The sequence below is a fragment of the Brevundimonas diminuta genome (genome assembly GCF_022654015.1).
GTDB classification, from domain to species: Bacteria; Pseudomonadota; Alphaproteobacteria; order Caulobacterales; family Caulobacteraceae; genus Brevundimonas; species Brevundimonas diminuta_C.
Map to the genome: position 1 here is coordinate 80,775 of NZ_CP073063.1, position 19,523 is coordinate 100,297.

18 protein-coding genes are annotated in these 19,523 nt (G+C 67.0%); 10 read left to right on the forward strand and 8 right to left on the reverse strand.

Annotation, left to right across the window (positions count from 1 at the left end):
• Positions 1-23: 23 nt before the first annotated feature.
• Positions 24-1,487 (reverse strand): methyl-accepting chemotaxis protein, encoded by a 1,464-nt coding sequence (locus tag KAK88_RS00380; protein WP_242077433.1) that lies wholly within the window; start codon positions 1,485-1,487, stop codon positions 24-26.
• Between the two features lie 225 nt (positions 1,488-1,712).
• Between KAK88_RS00380 and KAK88_RS00385 the strand changes: the two genes are divergently transcribed.
• Positions 1,713-2,201 (forward strand): MarR family winged helix-turn-helix transcriptional regulator, encoded by a 489-nt coding sequence (locus tag KAK88_RS00385; RefSeq protein ID WP_242077434.1) that lies wholly within the window; start codon positions 1,713-1,715, stop codon positions 2,199-2,201.
• Here KAK88_RS00385 and nth read toward each other — a convergent pair.
• The gene (gene nth, locus KAK88_RS00390; protein WP_242077435.1) at positions 2,198-2,944 is read right to left on the reverse strand and encodes an endonuclease III; all 747 of its coding nucleotides are present in this window, start codon (positions 2,942-2,944) and stop codon (positions 2,198-2,200) included. The two genes, KAK88_RS00385 and nth, sit on opposite strands and share 4 nt — an antisense overlap.
• Positions 2,941-4,257 (reverse strand): flavin monoamine oxidase family protein, encoded by a 1,317-nt coding sequence (locus KAK88_RS00395; protein ID WP_242077436.1) that lies wholly within the window; start codon positions 4,255-4,257, stop codon positions 2,941-2,943. Before KAK88_RS00395 ends, nth begins: the two co-directional genes overlap by 4 nt.
• A gap of 120 nt (positions 4,258-4,377) precedes the next feature.
• Between KAK88_RS00395 and KAK88_RS00400 the strand changes: the two genes are divergently transcribed.
• The 5 genes from KAK88_RS00400 to KAK88_RS00420 all read left to right on the forward strand — a co-directional run bounded on the left by KAK88_RS00400 (position 4,378) and on the right by KAK88_RS00420 (position 9,019).
• Positions 4,378-5,463 (forward strand): HlyD family secretion protein, encoded by a 1,086-nt coding sequence (locus tag KAK88_RS00400; protein WP_242077437.1) that lies wholly within the window; start codon positions 4,378-4,380, stop codon positions 5,461-5,463.
• Positions 5,460-7,070, forward strand: a complete 1,611-nt coding sequence (locus tag KAK88_RS00405) for a DHA2 family efflux MFS transporter permease subunit (RefSeq protein ID WP_431307198.1) — start codon at positions 5,460-5,462, stop codon at positions 7,068-7,070. Before KAK88_RS00400 ends, KAK88_RS00405 begins: the two co-directional genes overlap by 4 nt.
• On the forward strand, positions 7,070-7,687 hold the full coding sequence (locus tag KAK88_RS00410; protein WP_242077438.1) for a TetR/AcrR family transcriptional regulator: 618 nt from the start codon (positions 7,070-7,072) through the stop codon (positions 7,685-7,687). The genes KAK88_RS00405 and KAK88_RS00410 overlap by 1 nt, the downstream gene beginning before the upstream one ends.
• A 46-nt stretch (positions 7,688-7,733) precedes the next feature.
• Positions 7,734-8,552 (forward strand): creatininase family protein, encoded by an 819-nt coding sequence (locus tag KAK88_RS00415; RefSeq protein WP_242077439.1) that lies wholly within the window; start codon positions 7,734-7,736, stop codon positions 8,550-8,552.
• A gap of 92 nt (positions 8,553-8,644) precedes the next feature.
• Positions 8,645-9,019, forward strand: coding sequence for a phasin family protein (locus KAK88_RS00420; RefSeq protein ID WP_242077440.1), 375 nt, complete (start codon positions 8,645-8,647; stop codon positions 9,017-9,019).
• Here the strand turns inward: KAK88_RS00420 and KAK88_RS00425 are convergent.
• The 3 genes from KAK88_RS00425 to ftsY form a co-directional block, all read right to left on the reverse strand.
• A complete protein-coding gene (locus tag KAK88_RS00425; RefSeq protein WP_242077441.1) occupies positions 9,016-9,630 on the reverse strand; it encodes a MarR family winged helix-turn-helix transcriptional regulator in 615 nt (204 codons plus the stop codon). The genes KAK88_RS00420 and KAK88_RS00425 overlap by 4 nt on opposite strands.
• Positions 9,631-9,728: 98 nt before the next feature.
• Positions 9,729-10,349 carry an inner membrane-spanning protein YciB gene (locus tag KAK88_RS00430; RefSeq protein ID WP_242077442.1) on the reverse strand — a complete coding sequence of 207 codons (621 nt, stop codon included), beginning with the start codon at positions 10,347-10,349 and terminating at the stop codon, positions 9,729-9,731.
• A 1-nt stretch (position 10,350) separates the two neighbouring features.
• Positions 10,351-11,286: a signal recognition particle-docking protein FtsY gene (ftsY, locus tag KAK88_RS00435; RefSeq protein ID WP_242077443.1), complete on the reverse strand. Its 936-nt coding sequence runs from the start codon at positions 11,284-11,286 to the stop codon at positions 10,351-10,353.
• Between the two features lie 599 nt (positions 11,287-11,885).
• Here ftsY and KAK88_RS00440 point away from each other — a divergent pair.
• The 3 genes from KAK88_RS00440 to KAK88_RS00450 are packed head-to-tail and all read left to right on the forward strand — an operon-like array spanning position 11,886 to position 15,385.
• Positions 11,886-13,928 (forward strand): NAD(+) synthase, encoded by a 2,043-nt coding sequence (locus KAK88_RS00440; RefSeq protein ID WP_242078531.1) that lies wholly within the window; start codon positions 11,886-11,888, stop codon positions 13,926-13,928.
• Positions 13,929-13,988: 60 nt separating this feature from the next.
• A complete protein-coding gene (locus KAK88_RS00445; protein ID WP_242077444.1) occupies positions 13,989-14,213 on the forward strand; it encodes an alkylphosphonate utilization protein in 225 nt (74 codons plus the stop codon).
• Between the two features lie 41 nt (positions 14,214-14,254).
• Positions 14,255-15,385: a CobW family GTP-binding protein gene (locus KAK88_RS00450; protein ID WP_242077445.1), complete on the forward strand. Its 1,131-nt coding sequence runs from the start codon at positions 14,255-14,257 to the stop codon at positions 15,383-15,385.
• Positions 15,386-15,446: 61 nt separating this feature from the next.
• Here KAK88_RS00450 and KAK88_RS00455 read toward each other — a convergent pair whose 3' ends face one another.
• Both KAK88_RS00455 and KAK88_RS00460 read right to left on the reverse strand, forming a co-directional pair.
• Entirely contained in the window at positions 15,447-16,502 is a 1,056-nt protein-coding gene (locus KAK88_RS00455; RefSeq protein ID WP_242077446.1) for a 1,9-bis(guanidino)-5-aza-nonane synthase, read from the reverse strand.
• 213 nt (positions 16,503-16,715) lie between these two features.
• Positions 16,716-17,981 carry a type III PLP-dependent enzyme gene (locus KAK88_RS00460; protein WP_242077447.1) on the reverse strand — a complete coding sequence of 422 codons (1,266 nt, stop codon included), beginning with the start codon at positions 17,979-17,981 and terminating at the stop codon, positions 16,716-16,718.
• 229 nt (positions 17,982-18,210) lie between these two features.
• Here KAK88_RS00460 and KAK88_RS00465 point away from each other — a divergent pair, with 229 nt between their 5' ends.
• On the forward strand, positions 18,211-19,440 hold the full coding sequence (locus KAK88_RS00465) for a DUF2254 domain-containing protein (protein WP_242077448.1): 1,230 nt from the start codon (positions 18,211-18,213) through the stop codon (positions 19,438-19,440).
• Positions 19,441-19,523 lie beyond the last annotated feature (83 nt).

Consider the following 19,523-nt stretch of genomic DNA (forward strand, 5'->3'; position numbering starts at 1 on the left):
CGCGCCCGAACCGGCCCTGGAGCTCAGAACTCTTCCCAGTCCGACTGAACGGCGGCCGCAGCGGCCCGCCCGCCCCCGCAGGCCGCCATGCGGGCGCGAGCAGGCGCGGCGTGGGCCCGAGCGAAGCTTTCGACCCGCGCCTTCATCTGCTGGACGGGAGACGCGTGGATCGGCGTCGGGGCTGCGGCGACCTGGCTGGTCTCGAAGCGGCCGACCAGATCGGCCAGTTCGGCGGCCTCACGGCTCAGGCTCAGGCTGGCGGCGGTCGATTGCTCGACCATGGCCGCGTTCTGCTGGGTGACCTGATCCATCTGGTTCACGGCGGTATTGACCTCGGCCAGACCCACCGCCTGCTCCTGGGTCGAGGCCCGGATTTCGCCCATCAAGGTCGTGATCTCCTCGATGCGGCCGGCGATGCCGGTCAGGGCCTCGCCCGACTGACGCACCAGAAGCACCCCGTCCTTGACCTGGGTGGAGCTGGCCGAGATCAGCGTCTTGATCTCCTTGGCCGATTCCGCCGACCGCTGGGCCAGGGCGCGCACTTCGGAGGCGACGACAGCGAAGCCACGGCCGGCCTCGCCCGCACGGGCGGCCTCGACACCGGCGTTCAGCGCCAGGAGATTGGTCTGGAAGGCGATCTCGTCGATCACGCCAATGATCTGGCTGATCTCGTTCGAGGACCGTTCGATCTCGCCCATGGCCGCGACGGCCTTCTGGACCACCGCGCCGCCGGTCTCGGCCTGGGTCCGGCTTTGAGTCACAACAGTGTCGGCAGCCTGGGCGTTCTCAGCCGTCTTGCGCACGGTGGCGGTGATCTGGTCCAGCGCGGCGGCCGTCTCTTCCAGACTGGCGGCCTGTTGTTCGGTGCGACGCGACAGATCTTCGGCGGCGCTGCCGATCTCATGGGCGCCCGACTGCATCGACCCGGCGTTGACGCCGATTACGCCCAGCGCCTGATCCAGCGTCGCCATGGCTTGGTTGAAGTTGTCGCGAAGGACGGCGTAGTCGCCCGGGAAGTCGTCCTGGATGCGATAGGACAGATCGCCGGCGGCCATGGCCGACAAGCCCCTGGCCGTGCCTTCAACGACGGCGGCCTGGACCTGGGCGGCCTGACGATCGGCCTCGGCGCGGCGCTCGCGCTCTTCCTCGACGGCGGTGACGTCAGTGGCGAACTTGACCACCTTGTAGGGGCGGCCGTCGCTGTCCAGGATCGGGTTGTAGCTGGCCTCGATCACCACCCGCTGGCCGCTCTTGCCGTAGCGCACAAACTTGTCCGCCACGAACTCGCCGGCGTTCAGCTTTCGCCACAACTCGGCATAGGCCGGCGTCTGCGCCTCGGCCGGATCGACGAAGATCTTGTGGTGACGTCCGACGATTTCGGACATTTCGTATCCCACCACTGATAGGAAGTTCTGATTCGCCTCCAGAATGACGCCATCCAGATCGAACTGGATGACTGCTTGAGAGCGACTGACGGCAGCCATCATGTTGCGCAGCTCGTTGAGCGTCTTGTCATCTCTGTTTTTGGCGAAAAGGCGCAATGCAAAAATCTTTCGTGCTGAGATGAACGTTAATGCCACATCAACACTTTAAATCAGGTGTCGGCATGGTTAGCGCGCTAAAGGCTCAACCTGGGGGAGAATATTCCTCTGCGGTCTAGCTTTAGCCGCCTTAAAGCCGTTACGCCGCCCGCTGGTTCCATGAGGTCATATTTGTCGCAACGCCCCCACCTGCTGTCGTCAGATCAACGCAGCGCCCTTCAGCTCGACGTCGCCATGACGCTGATGGTGACGGCCAAGCGATGGAAGTTACGTGTCGCTGATCTGTTCCGAGAGTCCGGACACACGGGCGCGCCGACCGTGGTGCTTTATTTCCTGGCGGACGAGCCCAAGGGCCTGACGCTTTCGGAGTTGGCGAACAGGATGGAGCTGTCCGGCGCGTCGCTGACCCGTCTGGTGCAAAGACTCGAGAAGGACGGCATGGTCAGCCGGCGTCGGATGATTGGAGACGGCCGGTCATGGCTGATCCAGATAGAGCCGGCCGGGCGCGCCGAAATCGAGGCGTTCGAGATCCATGCCGCGGCCATGCGCGAACGAATGTTTGAAGGCGTTTCGGACGAGGATATGGCTGCCGCACTTCGCGTGCTGAAGGCCCTGGCCGAGAAGCTGACCCACGGCCCCGACGCCGCTCCGGGGATCTAGCCCGCCGCCTCGCCCAGCGCCATCAGGCCTGCCCGCGACGGGCACAGGTCGGCGATGATGCAGGACAGGCATTTGGGTTTGCGCGCCGTGCAGGTGTAGCGGCCGTGCAGGATCAGCCAGTGGTGCGCCTTGGGCAGCCAGTCCTCCGGCACGACCTTGAACAGCTGGGCCTCGACCTTGTCCGGCGTTCCGGCACTGGCCAGCCCTAGCCGGTGCGAGACGCGAAAGACGTGGGTGTCCACGGCGATGGCCGCCTCGATTCCCAGTTCGTTCAGCACCACCGAGGCCGTCTTTCGCCCCACGCCGGGCAGGGCCTGAAGATCGGCGCGGTTCAGCGGGACCTCGCCCCCATGCTGGTCCAGCACGATGCGGCTTAGCGCGATGACGTTCCTTGCCTTGCCGCGATAAAGGCCGATGGAGGCGATGTAGGGCATCAGCCCCTCCTCGCCCAAGGCGAGCATCTTTTGCGGCGTGTCGGCGACCTTGAACAGCCGCTCGGTCGCCTTGTTGACCGACACGTCCGTCGCCTGGGCCGACAGGGCGACGGCGACGACCAGGGTGAAGGGATTGGAGAAATCCAGCTCGGTCTTGGGCTCCGGCATGACGCCGGACAGGCGTTCGAAGATCGCCTCGACGCGGTCTTCGTCGGGCGGCCAGCGCAGCACGGGGATGGCCGCCCCGGTCATCACGGCCGGGCGTTTGGCAGGCTTGGCGGCGGGCTTTTTGGCCTTGGCGGGCTTCATGCCTCGCTGTCGTCCTCGGGGCGACGCGGGTCAAGACCCAGGTGAGTCAAGGCGACGTCGGCGGCGCGCTCGCCCTCCATCCACGCGCCGTGGGCCGTGCCGTAATAGACTGGCGCGGTCGCCTCGCCGGCCAGGAAAATGCGGTCCTCGACCGACGTGCGCAGCTTCGCCCGATCCGCCGCATGGCCCGGCAAGGCGTGGGAATAGGCCCCGCGCGACCAGGGATCGACGCCCCACCCGCTGATCGCGACCGCCTCCAAGCGCCGGCGCATCTCCGATCCCAGGGCCGCGACCAGTTCGGACACGGCGAAGTCGAACAGGGCGGCCGGCCCCTGCGCCTCCAGCCCCCAGGCGAGGTCGGCGCCGAAATAGGCCTCGATCATCGGCCGTCCGAAAGGCCGCAGGTGATAGCCGCCGGTCTCGGCCGTATCGGTGCGGGTCCACAACTGGGTGTCGGGCTGGAAATCGCCGGCGCCGCGCACCGTCATATGCACCTTGGACGCCAGGCCCAGCGGCACGCCCGCCGTCGCCTCGAGCAGGGCCGGAACCGGCGGATCGATGCGGATCGCCTCAGTGGCGATCAGGCTGTTGGGCACCGTCAGGATGACGATCCGCGCCGTCAGTTCACCGCGATTGGTCTCCAGCCGCAGCACCGGTCCGGAACGGTCGATGCAGCTGACGGCGCAGTCCGTGACCGTGATGGACGAAACAGCCTGCCCCAGCCGGGCGATCAGCCGGCCATAGCCTTCCCGCACCCGCCAGTTCACGTCGGTGTCGCCATAGGCGTCGTAATCCAGGCTGGACACCTCGGCGAACCGCGCGCCGTTCAGGGCGCCCGAGATGGCGTCCATGCGCGGGTTCCAGCGGCAGTCGGGATCGAAGAAGTCCGACGCCGGGCGATCCTCACCCACACCCGCGCGGACGAGCGACGCCGCCTCGCTCACCCGCTGGTCGAAGGCGGCGAAGGCCTCGCCGAACGCGGCCTGATCCGCCCGGGTCATTTCGTGGTCGAAGGCCTGGGTGCGCCAGGGCGGCGGGGTCTGGTCCAGCGTCAGCCCCTCGGCCTCGACCCGTCCGGCCAGCACATTGTCGTCCGCCGAATGCAGCCAGCCGCACCCCATGTCCAGGCCTTCGCCCTCGGCCCGAACCGTCCAGGCGCGCCCCCCGATCCGGTCGCGAGCCTCGAGCACCAGAACCGACAGGCCGGGCCGCAGCAGACGACGCGCGGCGGCGATGCCGGCTGAGCCTGCGCCGATCACCACGACATCGACCTGAGACGGCAGCGGCTGGGAGGCTGAGATGCGGGCGTTCATGGCGTCAGGACATACACGAAAACAGGTCGTGATCGGCGCCGTCCGGTCGCCTATTGATTTTTGGACGGCGCGGTCCATTTTAGCGCCGCTTCAAAACGCCGCACCTCCCCCGGATATTCCATGTCGCCTGAACTCAAGAAACGCCTGCCGCTGTTTGCGGCCGCCCTCGTCGGCCTGGCCCTGATCGTGGGCGGCATCGTCTGGTGGGTGAACGGCCAGCGTTGGGAAAGCACCGACAACGCCTTCGTCCAGGCCGACACCACCCTGGTCAGCCCGCAACTGTCCGGTCGGGTCACCGAGGTTCTGGTGGGCGACAACCAGCGGGTCGCAGCAGGCCAGATCCTGGTCAAGCTGGACGATTCCGACCAGAAGGCTCAACTCGCTCAGGCCGAGGCCAATCTGGCCGCCGCCATCGCCGCCGTCGGCCATGTCGACGCCCAGGCCGAGCAGGAACAGGCCACCATCGCCGCCCGCGCCGCCTCCGTCGCCCAGGCCAACGCCCAGGCCGGCCTGGCCCGCGCCGAGGTCAATCGTTACGGCAAGCTGGCCGAACAGGGCTGGGTCTCGCAGCAGCGCATCCAGACCGAGCGCGCCTCGGCCGCCACCGCCGCCGCCAGCGTCCAGCAGGCCCAGGCCGCTCTGGTCGCCGAACAACGCACCGCCGGCGTGCTGGGCTCGACCCGTCAGCAGAGCGTCGCCGCCGTCGAACAGGCCCGCGCCGTCGTTGAACAGGCCCGCATCGCGCTGGAGCGCACCGTCATCCGCGCCCCGGTCGCCGGCGTCGTCGGCGCCCGCAGCGTGCGGCCCGGCCAATATGTCAACGCCGGCACGCAACTGCTGTCGGTCGTGCCCCTGACCAACACCTACATCGTCGCCAACTTCAAGGAGACGCAGCTGGACAAGGTGCGCCTGGGCCAGACGGTCGAGATTTCGGCCGACGCCTTCCCCGGCCGCAAGATCGAGGGCCGCGTGGACAGCTTCGCCCCCGCCACCGGGTCCGAGTTCGCCCTGATCCCGGTCGAGAACGCCACGGGCAACTTCACCAAGATCACCCAGCGCGTGCCGGTCCGCATCGTCGTCAGCGGCGCAGACCGCAGCCTGGCCCTGCGTCCCGGCCTGTCGGTGGACGTCAAGATCGACCTGAAGAGCCAGGGCGGCCAGAGCTTCGCCGAAGCCGCCACGACGACCGGAGCCGCAGGCCAGTGACCGCCGCCAACCCCGCCGCAGATGGCGGGGCCCCTGTCGCGCAAAAGGGTCCCGTCGCCGGCCATCCCGAAATCAACTGGACCATGCTGCTGCTGGGCTTCGCCGGCATGGTGGTGGGCCAGTTCATGGCCATTCTGGACATCCAGATCGTCGCCGCCTCCCTGCCCCAGATCCAGGCGGGGGTCGGCGCCTCGGCCGACGAGATCAGCTGGATCCAGACCGCCTATCTGATCCCCGAAGTGGTGATGATCCCGCTATCGGGCTTCCTGTCCCGGCTGTGGGGGACGCAGCGGCTGTTCCTAGTCTCCTGTGCCGGTTTCGTGCTGATGAGCGTCGCCACGGGCCTGTCGTCGTCGATCGACATGATGATCCTGTTCCGAGCCGTCCAGGGCTTCGTGGGCGGGGCCATGATCCCGACCGTCTTCGCCGTCGCCTTCACCGCCTTTCCGCCCGACAAGCGCGTCACCGCCAGCGTGGTCATGGGCCTGATCGTCACCCTGGCGCCGACCGTCGGGCCAACGCTGGGCGGGCACCTGACAGAGTGGCTGAGCTGGCGATGGCTGTTCTTCATCAACGTCGGGCCGGGCCTGCTGGTGCTGTTTCTAGTCGGGCGCTACGGCAACTTCGACAAGGGCGATCCGTCGCTGGCAAAGGGCTTCGACTGGTGGGGCCTGGGCCTGATGGCGGCCTTTCTGATGTCGATGCAGTTCGTGCTGGAAGAGGGCGCCAAGAACGACTGGTTCGACGACACCCACATCCTTTTGCTGACCGTCGTGGCGGCGGTCGCCGGACCGATCTTCATCTGGCGGTCCCTGACCTATCGCCAGCCGATCGTGGAGTTGCGCGCATTCGGCAATCGCAACTTCCTGGTCGGTTTCATCATGACCTTCATCGTCGGGTTCGCCCTGTTCGGCGGCACCTTCCTACTGCCGCTCTTCCTGGGCCGCGTGCTCGGCTATTCGTCGTCGGAGGTCGGCACCACCATGGTCGTGTCGGGCCTGGCCATGTTCGCCACCGGCCCCTTCGCCGGTCGACTGGTGCGCAAGCTGGATGCGCGGGTGCTGATGTTCGGCGGCTTCATGCTGTGCGCCTGGGGCATGTGGGAGGCGCGCGTCGTCACCGACGACTGGGGCTTCTGGAACTTCGCCTCGGTCCAGGCCTTCCGCGGCGTCGGCGTGATGCTGGCCATGATCGCGTCCCAGCAGGTGACGATGGCGACCCTGCCGCCGCACATGGTCAAGAACGCCTCGGGGCTGGTGAACCTGTCGCGCAACGTCGGCGGCGCCTTCGGCCTGGCGATCCTGAACACCAGCCTGACGTCCAACACCGCCCTGCACATGAGCGAACTGACCAGCGCCATCGGTCAGGGCGACCAGGCGATGCGCAACATGATGGCCGGCATGGCGCATCGGTTCTCCGGCTCCATCGACCCGGCCGCCTCGGCGATGAAGGCCATCTATGGAATGTTGCAGAAACAGGCGACGACGATGGCGTTCGGCGACGCCTTCGCCCTGCTGGCCATCCTGTGCGCAGGCGCGGCCTTCGTCACCCTGGCCGCCCAGCCGGTGAAGGGCCAGGCCGGCGCCCCGCCCTCGGACGTCCACTGATGGCGCGCCGTCTCGGACAGGTCGATGAACGCAAGAGCGAGGCGATCCTGGACGCCGCCGCGACCCTGTTCGCCGACAAGGGGCTGCAGGCCAAAATGGACGAGATCGCCAAACTGGCCGGCGTCTCCAAGCAGACGGTCTACAACCGCTTCGCCTCCAAGCTGGAGATCGCCCAGGCCCTGGCGTCAAAGCGGGTCGAAGACATCGTCGCCCCCCTGCGCGGCGCCGGCGATCCGCAGACGGTGCTGGAGGCCCTGGCCCTGACGCTGCTGAACCGGGTGTGCAGCGGCGACAAGGTCGGCTCGATGCGCGGGGTCGCCCTGGTCTCGGTCGAGGCGCCTGACATCGCCCACGCCATCTATGAGGCCGGCCCGCGTCGCAGCCTGCGCGAACTGGCCGCCTGGCTGGCGGAACAGACGCGGCTGGGCCGGATGAGCGTCGCCGACCCGGAAGAGGCGGCCGAGATGTTCGCCGGCCTTGTGCTCGGCCACGGCCATCTGCGCGCCATGCTGGACGTGCCGCAGCTGGAGGCCGAGAAACGCCAAGGCCGCGCCAGAGAGGCTGCGCGCATCTTCATGGCCGCCCATCCGCCCGCCACGGCCGCCAAGACTTCCTGAGCCCGGCGCGCTACAGTCGCCCACCCTGTCGCTTGAGACCGCCTTCATGCTGATCCACCTGTCCTCCTGGCCCGAAATCGACGCGCGACTGAACGACGGCGGCCCGCTGTCAAAGACGGTGGTCGTGCCCATCGGCTCCAACGAGCAGCACGGGCCGACGGGGCTTCTGGGCACCGACTGGCTGTGCCCCGAGATCATCGCCCATGCGGCCGAAAAGACCGATGCGAACCTGATGGTAGCCCCGACGTTCAACATCGGCATGGCCCAGCATCACCTGGCCTTCGCCGGCACCATCAGCCTGCGCCCCTCGACCTTCATGGCCGCAATCACGGACTGGGTGTCGTCCCTGAACCGTCACGGGTTCGAGCGGATTTACTTCCTGAACGGTCACGGCGGCAATGTCGCCACCATCGAGGCGACGATCTCGGAAATCTACGCCGGGTGGAGCTTCGGCGCCCTCAAGCAGGGCGACGCCGCGCGTCGCCCGATAGGGAGCGAATATGCTCAGCCGCCCTTCATCCTGAAGCTGAAGAACTGGTGGGACCTGCCCGGCGTCAATGGCCTGTGCAACCGCCTGTTCCCGACCGGCCACGGCATGCACGCCACCCCGTCCGAGATCGCGGTCACGCAGGCCGCCTATCCCGAGCGGATCAAGACCGCCGACTACAGCCCCCAGATCGCGCCGAACGGGCCGATCCGCGACGCCCTGGACTATCGCGCCCGCTTCCCGGACGGCCGAATCGGCTCGGACCCGGCTCAGGCCAGCCCTGAGAAGGGCCAGCAGATCATCGACGCGGCGGTCCCCGCCCTGTTGAGTGACATCGCGGCCTTCGCCGCCGAGACCCAGCCGGGAGCGTCGCTCTGACCCGCAGGACGCCCACAGCCGCCAGCGCCGCCGTCGTCGGCGCCGAGATCCTGGCCGCCTCGGCCGAGGTCATCGCGGCCCGCACCGGCCTGATGGCTGAGGGCCTGACCAGCGCCAAGGGGCAGGACTTCAAGGAGCTGTCGCTGATGAGTTCCGAGAAGACCGAGGCGATGTCCGCCTCCGCGGACGCCATGGCCGCCAGCGCCGGAGCCATCGGCCAGCGGCTGGGGCGCGCGGCGCTGGACGAGAGCGCTCATGCCCTGCGCGCGGCGGCGGCTTTGACCCAGGCCCGCACCCCGAGCCAGGCGGCCGAGGCCCAGTTCAGCTACGCGATGGGCTGGTGGAGCCGGGCGGCGACCCAGGCCATGACCCTGAACGGCGAACTGCTGAAGGCCCAGGCCGAGGCGCTGGCCCCGATCCACAAGACGGCGACGGCCAACGCGAAGCGATTGCGCAAGACGCGCTAGGCCGGCTCCACCAGCTTCAGCTTGGGCTTCTTGACCTTCGCAGGCTTGGCCGGACGCTCGGCCTTTTTGGCCGCCTTCTCGGCCTTGCGCGCTTCCTTCTCGGCCGCCTTCAGCGCCTTCTTGGCGGCCTTGGCCTCGGCCTTGGCGGCGTCGGGAGCGGCGTCGGCGGCGGCGGCCAGATCGGCCAGCTGATTGAGGAAGGTGTCGCGCTGGCCCTTCGGCAGCAGGGCCATGATCCGCCTGTCGGCGGCCTCGACCAGCGGCCGCGCGGCCTCCAGACGGTCGGCGCCCTCAGCCGACAGACGCACCGCCTTGGCGCGGGCGTCCAGGGTCGAGCGTTCCCGCTCCAGCAGGCCCTTGCTGGTCATGCGCGTGACCAGATCGGCCAGGGTCGAGCGGTCGATGCCGGTCATCCGCACCAGTTCGGTCTGGGTCAGACCGGCCTTGATCGACACCGCCTCCAGCACCGCGAACTGGCGCTGGGTCAGGCCGTCAGCGCCGGTCTCCTCGGCATAGATGTCGAGCGCCAGCTGCAGGGCGCGGTGCATCAGGTGGCTGGGCGAGGTGGCCAGGGGGCCGACCTTCCTTGCCGCTTTCCCCGCCTTCACCATCGCGCCGCTCCCCTGAAGTTTCGTCCGAACACGTATCAGCTCTGCTTTACGATTTGACGGGGAAAGCGCGTCGGTTCCGTGACAGTTCCGCTTGGTCCCTAGAGCCCGGTGTCGGGCGAGACGGGGGCCGGCTCGTCGTCCTTGATCAGGTGTTTCATGATGAAGAAGACCTGCGAGACGCCGAACACGGCCGAGGCGATCCACAGGCCGCCGCGGAAGGCGACCCAAGTATCATCGGACTGGGTGCGCCAGACGATCTCGTTGACGATGCAGACGCCCGCGAAATACAGGCCGTAACGCAGGGTCAGCCCGCGCCAGCCCGCGTCGGTGATGCGGATCGCCTCGCCCAGCAGATATTTGAACGGATAGCGGTTCAGCGGCAGCGATCCCAACAGCACGACCGCCAGCAGGCCGTTCTGGATCGACAGCTTGATCTTCAACAGGTTCGGATCGTGGAAGACGATGGTCAGCACGCCGAAGATCAGGGCGAAGCCGCCGGTCAGCAGCGGCAGGGGCGCCAGCCGACGCTCGACCACATAGCCGACGATCAGGGCGATCAGCGAGGCGCCGACCAGGACCCAGGTCGCCTGAACCAGGGCTTCCTGCCCGTCCAGACCGCGCGCGAACCGGTTGATCGCATAGGCGGCCATGAAGGCCACGAGGGCGCCGAAATCTACGGCTTGGCGGATGTTGGAAGCCTTTTTCGGCGTCTCGGTCATGTCAGTCTTCCAGTCCCACCAGCGAGCGGGAGAAGGCGCGGGCGTCGAACGGTTGCAGGTCCTCGACCCCTTCGCCGACGCCGATCAGCATCAGGGGGGCGTCGGACGCCTGGGCCACCGGCACCAGCACGCCGCCGCGCGCCGTGCCGTCCAGCTTGGTCATAACCACGCCGGTCACGAAGGCGGTGCGGCCGAAGATCTGTTCCTGGGCCAGGGCGTTGCGGCCGACGGTGGCGTCCAGCACCAGCAGGGTGTCGTGCGGCGCCTCGGGATCGACCTTCTTCAGCACGCGGACGATCTTGAGCAGTTCGTCCATCAGGGCGGACTTGTTCTGAAGCCGGCCGGCGGTGTCGATCAGGACCACGTCATAGCCTTCGGCCCGCGCCTTGGTATAGGCGTCGAAGGCCAGGCCCGCGGCATCGGCGCCGTCGCGACGGCTTTCGAAGTCGGCGCCCGAGCGCTCGGCCCAGACCTTCAGCTGTTCGCGCGCGGCGGCGCGGAAGGTGTCGCCGGCGACGATCATCACCTTGGCGCCCTTGCCCGTCAGATCGGCGGCGATCTTGCCGAGCGTCGTGGTCTTGCCCGAGCCGTTCACGCCGACGAACAGGACGACATAGGGTTTGGGGCCGTTCAGCGGGTCGAAGGTCGCCTGGCGGGGCGACAGTTCGGCGGCGACCGCCTCGGCCAGGGCTTCCTTGACTTCGCGTTCGGGCGCGTCCTTGCCGAACTTCAGGGTGCGGAACCGCTCGACGATCCGGGCCGAGGCGGCGGGCCCCAGATCGCTTTCCAGCAGATGCTCCTCCAGCTGTTCGAGGGACGCCTCGGACAGAGGCTCCTTGACGAAGGTGGCGACGACCTGATCGGTCATCTGTCTGGAGGAGCGCGAGAGCCCAGCGGACAGGCGCTGGAACCAGCCCTTTTTCGGCGTGTCGTTCATGCAATGGCTTTAGCGGGGGCGAAGGCCAACGTCATCCGCATTCGCGAAGGTCGCCCGCGACGTTTCAGACGATCGGCGACAAAAACACCGTCTAATTCGTCTAATTGGTCTGAAATCGGGGCCTCCCTGTCAGCGTGAGTGCGAAGGGCGGGGATTATAGATGCGGGTGAAACGGACGACGGCGGAAAGCGTCGAGAAATCGGCAGGACGTTGAAATCGTTACGAACTGATCAGCGTCATTGAGATGGCTGTCGTCATTCCGGGGCGTCCGAAGGACGAACCCGGAACCCAGGGGAAGCGCATCGGGCGTTGGATGGGGGCGAGCAACGCGCATGTGGCCCTGGGTTCCGGGTTCTTCGCTGCGCTCCGCCCCGGAACGACGAACTGAGGGGCTTATTCTTCTCGAATGTCGATTGAGCCCAGTCTTGGGTCAACGTGCGTCGGACCCGTCGCCTTCGGCGCCGCTGGGTCCCCCGGTCGCTTCGCGCCGGAGGATGACGAAAGCGCATGAGCGGTTCGCGCAGAGTTTCCGTCCCTTCATCATTCGCGCCTATATGAAGGCCGACGACCGGCGCGGGCCGGGTGATGCGGACGATCCGATGGCTGATGCTCTGTTCCATTCTCCCAAGACCCACGGCTTCGTGCGCGTGGCGGCGGCGACACCGGTCAGTCATGTGGGCGACCCCAGGGCGAACGGGCAAGAGCACGTCGCGCTGATCCGTCAGGCGGGCGAGCAGGGCGTGAACCTGATGGTCTTCCCCGAGCTGTCGCTGTCGGCCTATGCGATCGACGATCTGCATATGCAGGGGGCGCTGCTGGACGAGGTCGAGCGGCAGATCGCCGTGGTCGCGGAGGCGACGGCCGAGGCGGACGTCGTGGCGGTGGTCGGGGCGCCGATCCGCAACGGCGACGCCCTGTATAACTGCGCCGTGGTGATCGGGGCCGGCGAGGTTCTGGGCGTCGTGCCCAAGACCTATCTGCCCAACTACCGCGAATACTATGAGAAACGCTGGTTCGCGCCGGCAACGGCGCGCGCCGAGGACGTCATCGCGCTGAACGGCGAGACGGTGGACTTCGCGCCGGGCCTGCTGTTCGAGGCGGTGAACCGGCCGGGCTTCGTCTTCTCGGTCGAGATTTGCGAGGACTATTGGGCGCCGCTGCCGCCCTCGACGCGGGCCGCATTGGCGGGTGCGCGGATCCTGCTGAACCTGTCGGCGTCCAACATCGTCATCGGCAAGGCGGACGAGCGGGCGATGCTGAGCGCCAGCCATTCGGCACGCACCCTGTCGGCCTATGTCTTCGCCGCCTCGGGCTGGGGCGAGAGCACCACCGACCTGGCCTGGGACGGACAGGCGACGATCCATGAACTGGGGTCGAAACTGGCCGAGGGCGAGCGGTTCGCCCTGGAGAGCCACCTGACGATCGCCGACGTGGACGTGGACCGGATCGGGCTGGACCGGTTGCGCAACGGCACCTTCGCCGAATGCGCGAGAAACGAAGGCGAGGCGGCGACCGTCGTGCCCTTCATGACGCGCGAGGATCATGAGGCCAGCGAGCTGATCCGGCCGCTGGACCGGTTCCCCTTCGTGCCGGACGACGCCGGGCGGCTGGATCAGGACTGCTATGAGGCGTTCAATATCCAGGTGCAGGGGCTGATGCGCCGCATGACGGCGACCGGCGCCAAGTCGCTGGTGATCGGCGTGTCCGGCGGGCTGGATTCGACCCAGGCCCTGCTGGTCGCGTGCCGCGCCTTCGACCGGCTGGATCTGCCGCGGACCAATATCCTAGGCTTCACCATGCCGGGGTTCGCGACCTCCGACGGGACGAAATCGAATGCCTGGGCGCTGATGACCGCGCTGGGCGTCACAGGCGCAGAGATCGACATCCGCCCCGCCGCCGAACAGATGTTCAAGGACATCGGCCACCCCTATGCCGAGGGTCAGCCGGTGCACGACATCACCTTCGAGAACGTGCAGGCGGGCCTGAGGACCGACTATCTGTTCCGGCTGGCGAACCAGCACAGGGCCTTCGTGCTGGGGACCGGGGACCTGTCGGAACTGGCGCTGGGCTGGGCCACATACGGCGTCGGCGACCATATGAGCCATTACAACGTCAACGGCGGGGTGGCGAAGACGTTGATCCGGCATCTGATCCGCTGGGTGGCGGCGGGCGATCTGATCGGCGCGGGCGCGCGCGACACGCTGCACGCCATTCTGGACACGGAGATATCGCCTGAACTGGTGCCGGCCAAAGACGGGGTGATCCAGTCGACGGAAGGGACCGTCGGCCCCTATGCGCTGAACGACTTCTTCCTGTTCTACATCAGCCGGTTCGGGATGACCCCGTCCAAGGTCGCCTTCCTGGCGCATCAGGCCTGGGGCGATGCGGGCGCAGGGCATTGGCCGGCGAATACGCCGGACGACGAAAAGGTCGAATACGATCTGGCGACGATCAAGGGCTGGCTGCGGAAGTTCCTGATCCGCTTCTTCCAGACCGCCCAGTTCAAGCGCTCGGCCCTGCCGAACGGACCAAAGGTGGTCACCGGCGGATCGCTGTCGCCGCGCGGCGACTGGCGCGCGCCGTCGGACGGCAATGCGCGGGTGTGGCTGGACGAGCTGGACGCAAACGTGCCGGACGCCTGAAAGCGAAATCCCTTACTTGCCGTATGGATATTCGCGGCGGTGGCCGTTAGAAGCTTGGCCATGGCCGACGACGTGACCAAAGACTCTAACGGCAACATCCTGGCCGACGGCGACAGCGTGACCCTGATCAAGGATCTGAAGGTCAAGGGATCGGGCGGGGTGACGCTGAAGCGCGGGACGCTGGTCAAGAACATCCGCCTGACCGGCGATGCGGACGAGATCGAGGCCAATGTGGAGAAGGTGCGCGGCCTGGTCCTGCGGACCGAGTTCGTGAAGAAGGCCTGACCCTCTTCCCTTCGCGCGATGCAGCCGCCATCTAGCGGCCTATGACCGACACCCTCGCCGCCCCGACCTCGACCGCCGCCACGAATGGCAAGATCCCCGTCACCGTCCTGACCGGCTATCTCGGCGCGGGCAAGACGACGCTGCTGAACCGGATCCTGACCGAGGATCACGGCAAGCGCTACGCCGTCATCGTCAACGAGTTCGGCGAGATCGGCATCGACAACGACCTGGTGGTCGGCGCCGACGAGGACGTGTTCGAAATGAACAACGGCTGCGTCTGCTGCACGGTGCGCGGCGACCTGATCCGCGTGGTCGCCGGCCTGATGAAGCGCCAGCGTCCCGGAAAGCCCGCCTTCGACGCCATCATCGTGGAGACGACGGGCCTGGCCGACCCAGGCCCGGTGGCCCAGACCTTCTTCGTGGACGAGGACGTCAAGGCCAAGACGCAGCTGGACAGCGTCACCACCCTGGTGGACGCCAAACATGTGATGGCGCGCCTGGACGACTCCAAGGAGGCGCGCGAGCAGGTGGCCTTCGCCGACCGGATCATCCTGAACAAGGTCGATCTGGCGACCGCCGACGAACTGAACGTGGTCGAGGCGCGTCTGCGGGCGCTGAACCCGCTGGCGCCCATCGTGCGGGCCGAGCGGTCGAACGTGCCGCTGGATCAGGTGCTGGGTCTGGGCGCCTTTGATCTGGAGCGCATTCTCGAGGTCAAGCCGGACTTCGTGAACCCGCCGCACGGCGCGGACGGCCATGTCCACGACGAACACTGCGGCCACGACCATCACGACCACGACCATGGGCACGATCATCATCACCACGACCATTCGCATGGCGCCCATTCTCACGGCGTCAGGGGTCACGCCCACCAGGACGACATCAAGGGCATCTCCCTGTCGCTGGACCGGCCGCTGGACGGAGCGAAATTCACTGCATGGCTGGACCGGCTGCTGGGCGAGCAGGGTCAGAACATCCTGCGCGCCAAGGGCATCATCGACGTGAAGGGCGAGAACCGCCGCCTGGTCTTCCAGGCCGTGCACATGATCCTGGAAGGCGACCTGCAACGCGAATGGGGCGCCGCCGAACGCCGCTGGAGCCGCGCGGTCTTCATCGGCCGCGATCTGGACGAAGCCGCGCTGAAGGCCGGCTTCGAAGCTTGCGCGGCCTAATCTCAAAGGTGGACTGACAGACAAAAGGCCGGCGGAGCAATCCACCGGCCTTTTTCTTTGTTCAGCCCTTCTCGAACAACTTGTTCCAGCGGCGCTTGTCGCGGGCCTTCCAGGCGCCGCGGTGGTAGGCGTCGGAGCCGATCAGGGGGATGACCGTAGTGGCCTCGGCGAAGACCATCTGTTCGTGGGTGGTCTGGACCTTGCCCCATGAGGCCGCCTCTTTCAGCGTCGAGGACGAACAGGCGCCGTCGCGGACGTCGGCGACGGTGATCTGAACTGCATAGCGATGCATCTCAGCCTCGACGCCGAGGATTTCGGCGCAGACGACGGTGTCCTGAGCGAAGTTCTTGGGCACGCCGCCGCCGACCATGAACAGGCCGGTGACGCCGGCGGCGATCTTGATGTCGGTCAGTTCGCGGAAGTCGGCGATGGCGTCCAGCATCAGATAGGGCTGGCCGGCGGCGGCGCGTTCCTTCTGGTGTTTCACCAGACCGAAGCCGGCCGATGAGTCGACGAAGGCCGGGCAGAAGATCGGCACGCCCTCTTCATAGGCGGTCTGGATCAGCGAGCCGGGCTTTTTCGCATTGCCCTCGCTCAGCCACTTGCCCATCTCCCAGATGAACTCGCGGCTGGAATAGCCGCGCGGCTCCAGACGGTTGGCGATCTCCAGGATGGTGTGGTCGCAGGCCTGGAGTTCTTCCTCGTCGATATAGGTGTCGTAGATCCGGTCGATGTAGTTGTCGCGCAGGACGTTGTCGTCCACCTCGCCGGCCGCCTGATAGTGTTTGAAGCCCAGGGCCTCGAAGAAATCCATGTCGACGATCGAGGCGCCGGTGGCGACCACGGCGTCGACCATGCCGAACTTCACCATGTCGCGGTACACGTGCATGCAGCCGCCGGCCGAGGTCGAACCGGCCAGGATCAGCCAGGGCGAGCAGTCCTTGTCCTCGATGGCCATCGAGAAGATGTCGGCAGCGCGGGCGGTGTCGCGCGACGAGAAGGACATCTTGCGCATCGAGTCGATGATTGGGCGCGCGTCGAAGCTGGTGATGTCGACGTGCTCGACGACATTCTGCAGCAGCTGGGCCTTGGTGTTCGATTGAACGGGAGCGTTCATTTCGGCGGTTTCCCTGTGATTTGAGCGCCCGTCGAACAAGCAGACGTGCCGGGACGGAGCGACCGACAGGACCGATAGACGCCCAACCATCGGCCGTCACCCTCGGACTTGATCCGAGGGTCGGACGTTCCGCCGCGCGTTCCTCGCAAGGAAGACGCAGAGCGGCCGATCCTCGGGTCGAGCCCGAGGATGACGGTTACAGGTGCAGGCGTCCTACTTCCGGCGCGACTTGCGCTGACCGGCCTTACCCTTGGGGCGTGACAGGCGCACGACCTTGCGGGCGTTCTCTTCCGCCGTGGTGCGCACGGTGGGGATGGAACGCGGGGCCAGACCGTACAGCGAGGCCATCGGGGCGTCCTCGACTGCGGCGATGTCGTGTTCGCCATAGCCGTTGAAGCCCGTCGACATGGCGACGCCATAGGCGCCCAGCATGCCGATCTCGATGAAGTCGCCTTCGCGCACATCGGCCGGAAGCCAGAAGGGTCCCGGCATATGGTCGATGGAATCGCAGGTCGGGCCGTAGAACTGGAACGCCTTCAGCTCGCCGGACGCCTCGCCGTCCCGCACCAGCTTGGTCGGGAAGGGCCAGCGCGAATGGGTCGCGTCGAACAGCGAGCCGTAGGAGCCGTCGTTCAGATAAAGGGCGTCGCCCTTGCGCAGGTCCACACGGGCCAGGATCGACGAGGATTCGGCGACCAGCGCCCGGCCGGGCTCGCACCACAGCTCGGTCGTTTCCGACACCGGCATCTCGTTGAAGCCGCGATGGATGGCGTCGGCGTATTCGCTCATGTCCGGCGGAACCATGCCCGGATAGACGGACGGGAAGCCGCCGCCGACATCGACGATATCGACGATCACGCCCGCACGGCTGATCGACCGGCCGACCTGGGCCATGGCGGCCTGATAGGCGGTCGGGCGCATGCACTGGCTGCCGACGTGGAAGGAAACGCCCATCAGGCCGTCCTTGACCGCCTGGCGCGTCGCCATCAGCAGGGCCGGCGCCTGATCCGACGACACGCCGAACTTGCCCGACAGCGTATAGGCGGCGCCGTCGGCCGAGACGGCCATGCGCACGATCAGGTTCAGGTCGTCCGCCCCGCCGGTGGCGTCGAGGATCTTGTTTAGCTCGTCGATGCAGTCGAGCGAGAAGGTGCGCACGCCGTGATCGAAATAGGCCTTGGTGATCGCAGAGCGGCTCTTGACCGGGTGCATGAAGGCCAGGCGCACGTCATGGCTGACCGAGCGAACCAGCTCGATCTCGGCGATGGACGCCACGTCGAAGCCGCGAACGCCGGCCTCGATCAGGGTTTCGACGACCCAGCGCGAAGGGTTGGCCTTCACAGCGTAGAAGACATCGGCCTTTAGATTATCCTGGAACCAGCGCGCCGCTACGGAAACCGAACGCGGCCGCACGAGGGCGACGGGACGTTCAGGGGACCGCTCACGGACCAGGTCCAGGGGAAGCTGATACGTGCGCAATTCACGTAACCCCCTGCTAATTGTTAAACCCAGACCGGCGTTAGCGGCGCAGACAGGACCTACGGGGTCCGCCGGAGAGCGCGATATGGGGACGCGCGACTGTCATGTAAAGAGGTTTTTTCGTGGCGGGGCCTAGGTTTGGCTGTCACAAATCCGCTCTGCGCCCTCCACGACACGATCTAACGGCAACCTTGACCGTTCTGCGCCGTTGCGATGGTCGGAGGGTTTGATGAACCGTTGGCTGTTCTTTTGGCGCAAGATCCGACGTCAGCTGTGGGTGCGCGCCACGGCCTATGCGGTCGCGGGCGTCGCCGCAGCCTTGCTGGCCGCCGCCCTGGCGCCCTGGGTGCCGCGGGAGATGGCCGAGCGCCTGGGCGGCGAATCTGTGGAATCGATCCTGACGATTCTGGCGTCCAGCCTGTTGGGCGTGGCGACCTTTTCGGTCGGCGCCATGGTCACGGCCTATACGTCGGTATCGTCGGCGGCCAGTCCGCGCGTGGCGGCCCTGGTCACCAGCGATGACGAAACCCAGAAGTCGCTGGCGACCTTCGTCGGCGCCTTCCTCTACGCCATCGTCGCCGTCACCGCGATCAACGCCCATTATTACGGCCAGAACGGCCGCGCGATCCTGTTCCTGGTCAGCCTCGTCATGGTGGGTCTGGTGGCGTTTCGCCTGCTGGCCTGGATCAACCGCCTGTCCAGCCTGGCGCGCGTCGGTCACATGATCGATCTGGTCGAGGCCCGGGCGCGCGAGGCGCTGGAACAGCGGCGCGACCATCCGTTTATGGGCGGGCGAGAGGGGCATTTGCAAAATGGCGCGGACGTGACGGCGCCGGAAACCGGCTATGTCCAGAACGTCGATCCCGATCGCCTGCAGGCCATGGCCGAGAAACGAGACTGCCAGGTCGAGGTGGTCGCCGCGCCCGGCGCCTTCGTGCGACGCGGGGAGGTCCTCGCCCGGATCAGCCTGCCGGCCTGCGACAAAGAGGCCCAGGACGCCTTCTGCTCCGCCTTCGCGATCGGAGACTCGCGCTCCTATGATCAAGACCCGCGTTTCGGCCTGATCGTTCTGGGCGAGATCGCCGCCAAGGCCCTGTCGCCTGGTATCAACGATCCCGGAACGGCCATTCAGGTGGTGGCGACCGGCGTCAGGTTGATGGACATCTGGGCCCGCGAGCGCGGGGAAGACGAGAAGCGGACCCTGCGTGATCGCCTGATAATGCCGGGCGTTTCCGACGATGACCTGCTCGACGATCTGTTCGGCCCGATCGCCCGCTACGGGGCCGGCGACGTTGCGGTCGCCATAAGACTGCAAAAGGGGCTGAGGGCGCTGGCCTCGATCCCTTGTCTGGCCGCGCCGGTCCAGACGATGGCCGATCAGGCGCTGGAGCGATCGCGCGCCGCCCTGCCGATTCCGGCGGACTACGCCCGGGTGAAGGGTGCGGCAGAAGGCTCCTGAACGGCTCGGGTCTGGACGAGATTGCGCCCGACGTGCGATTAGGGCTTGCCCGAGCGTGATTTCAGCTTATTGCGGCGCCCCTT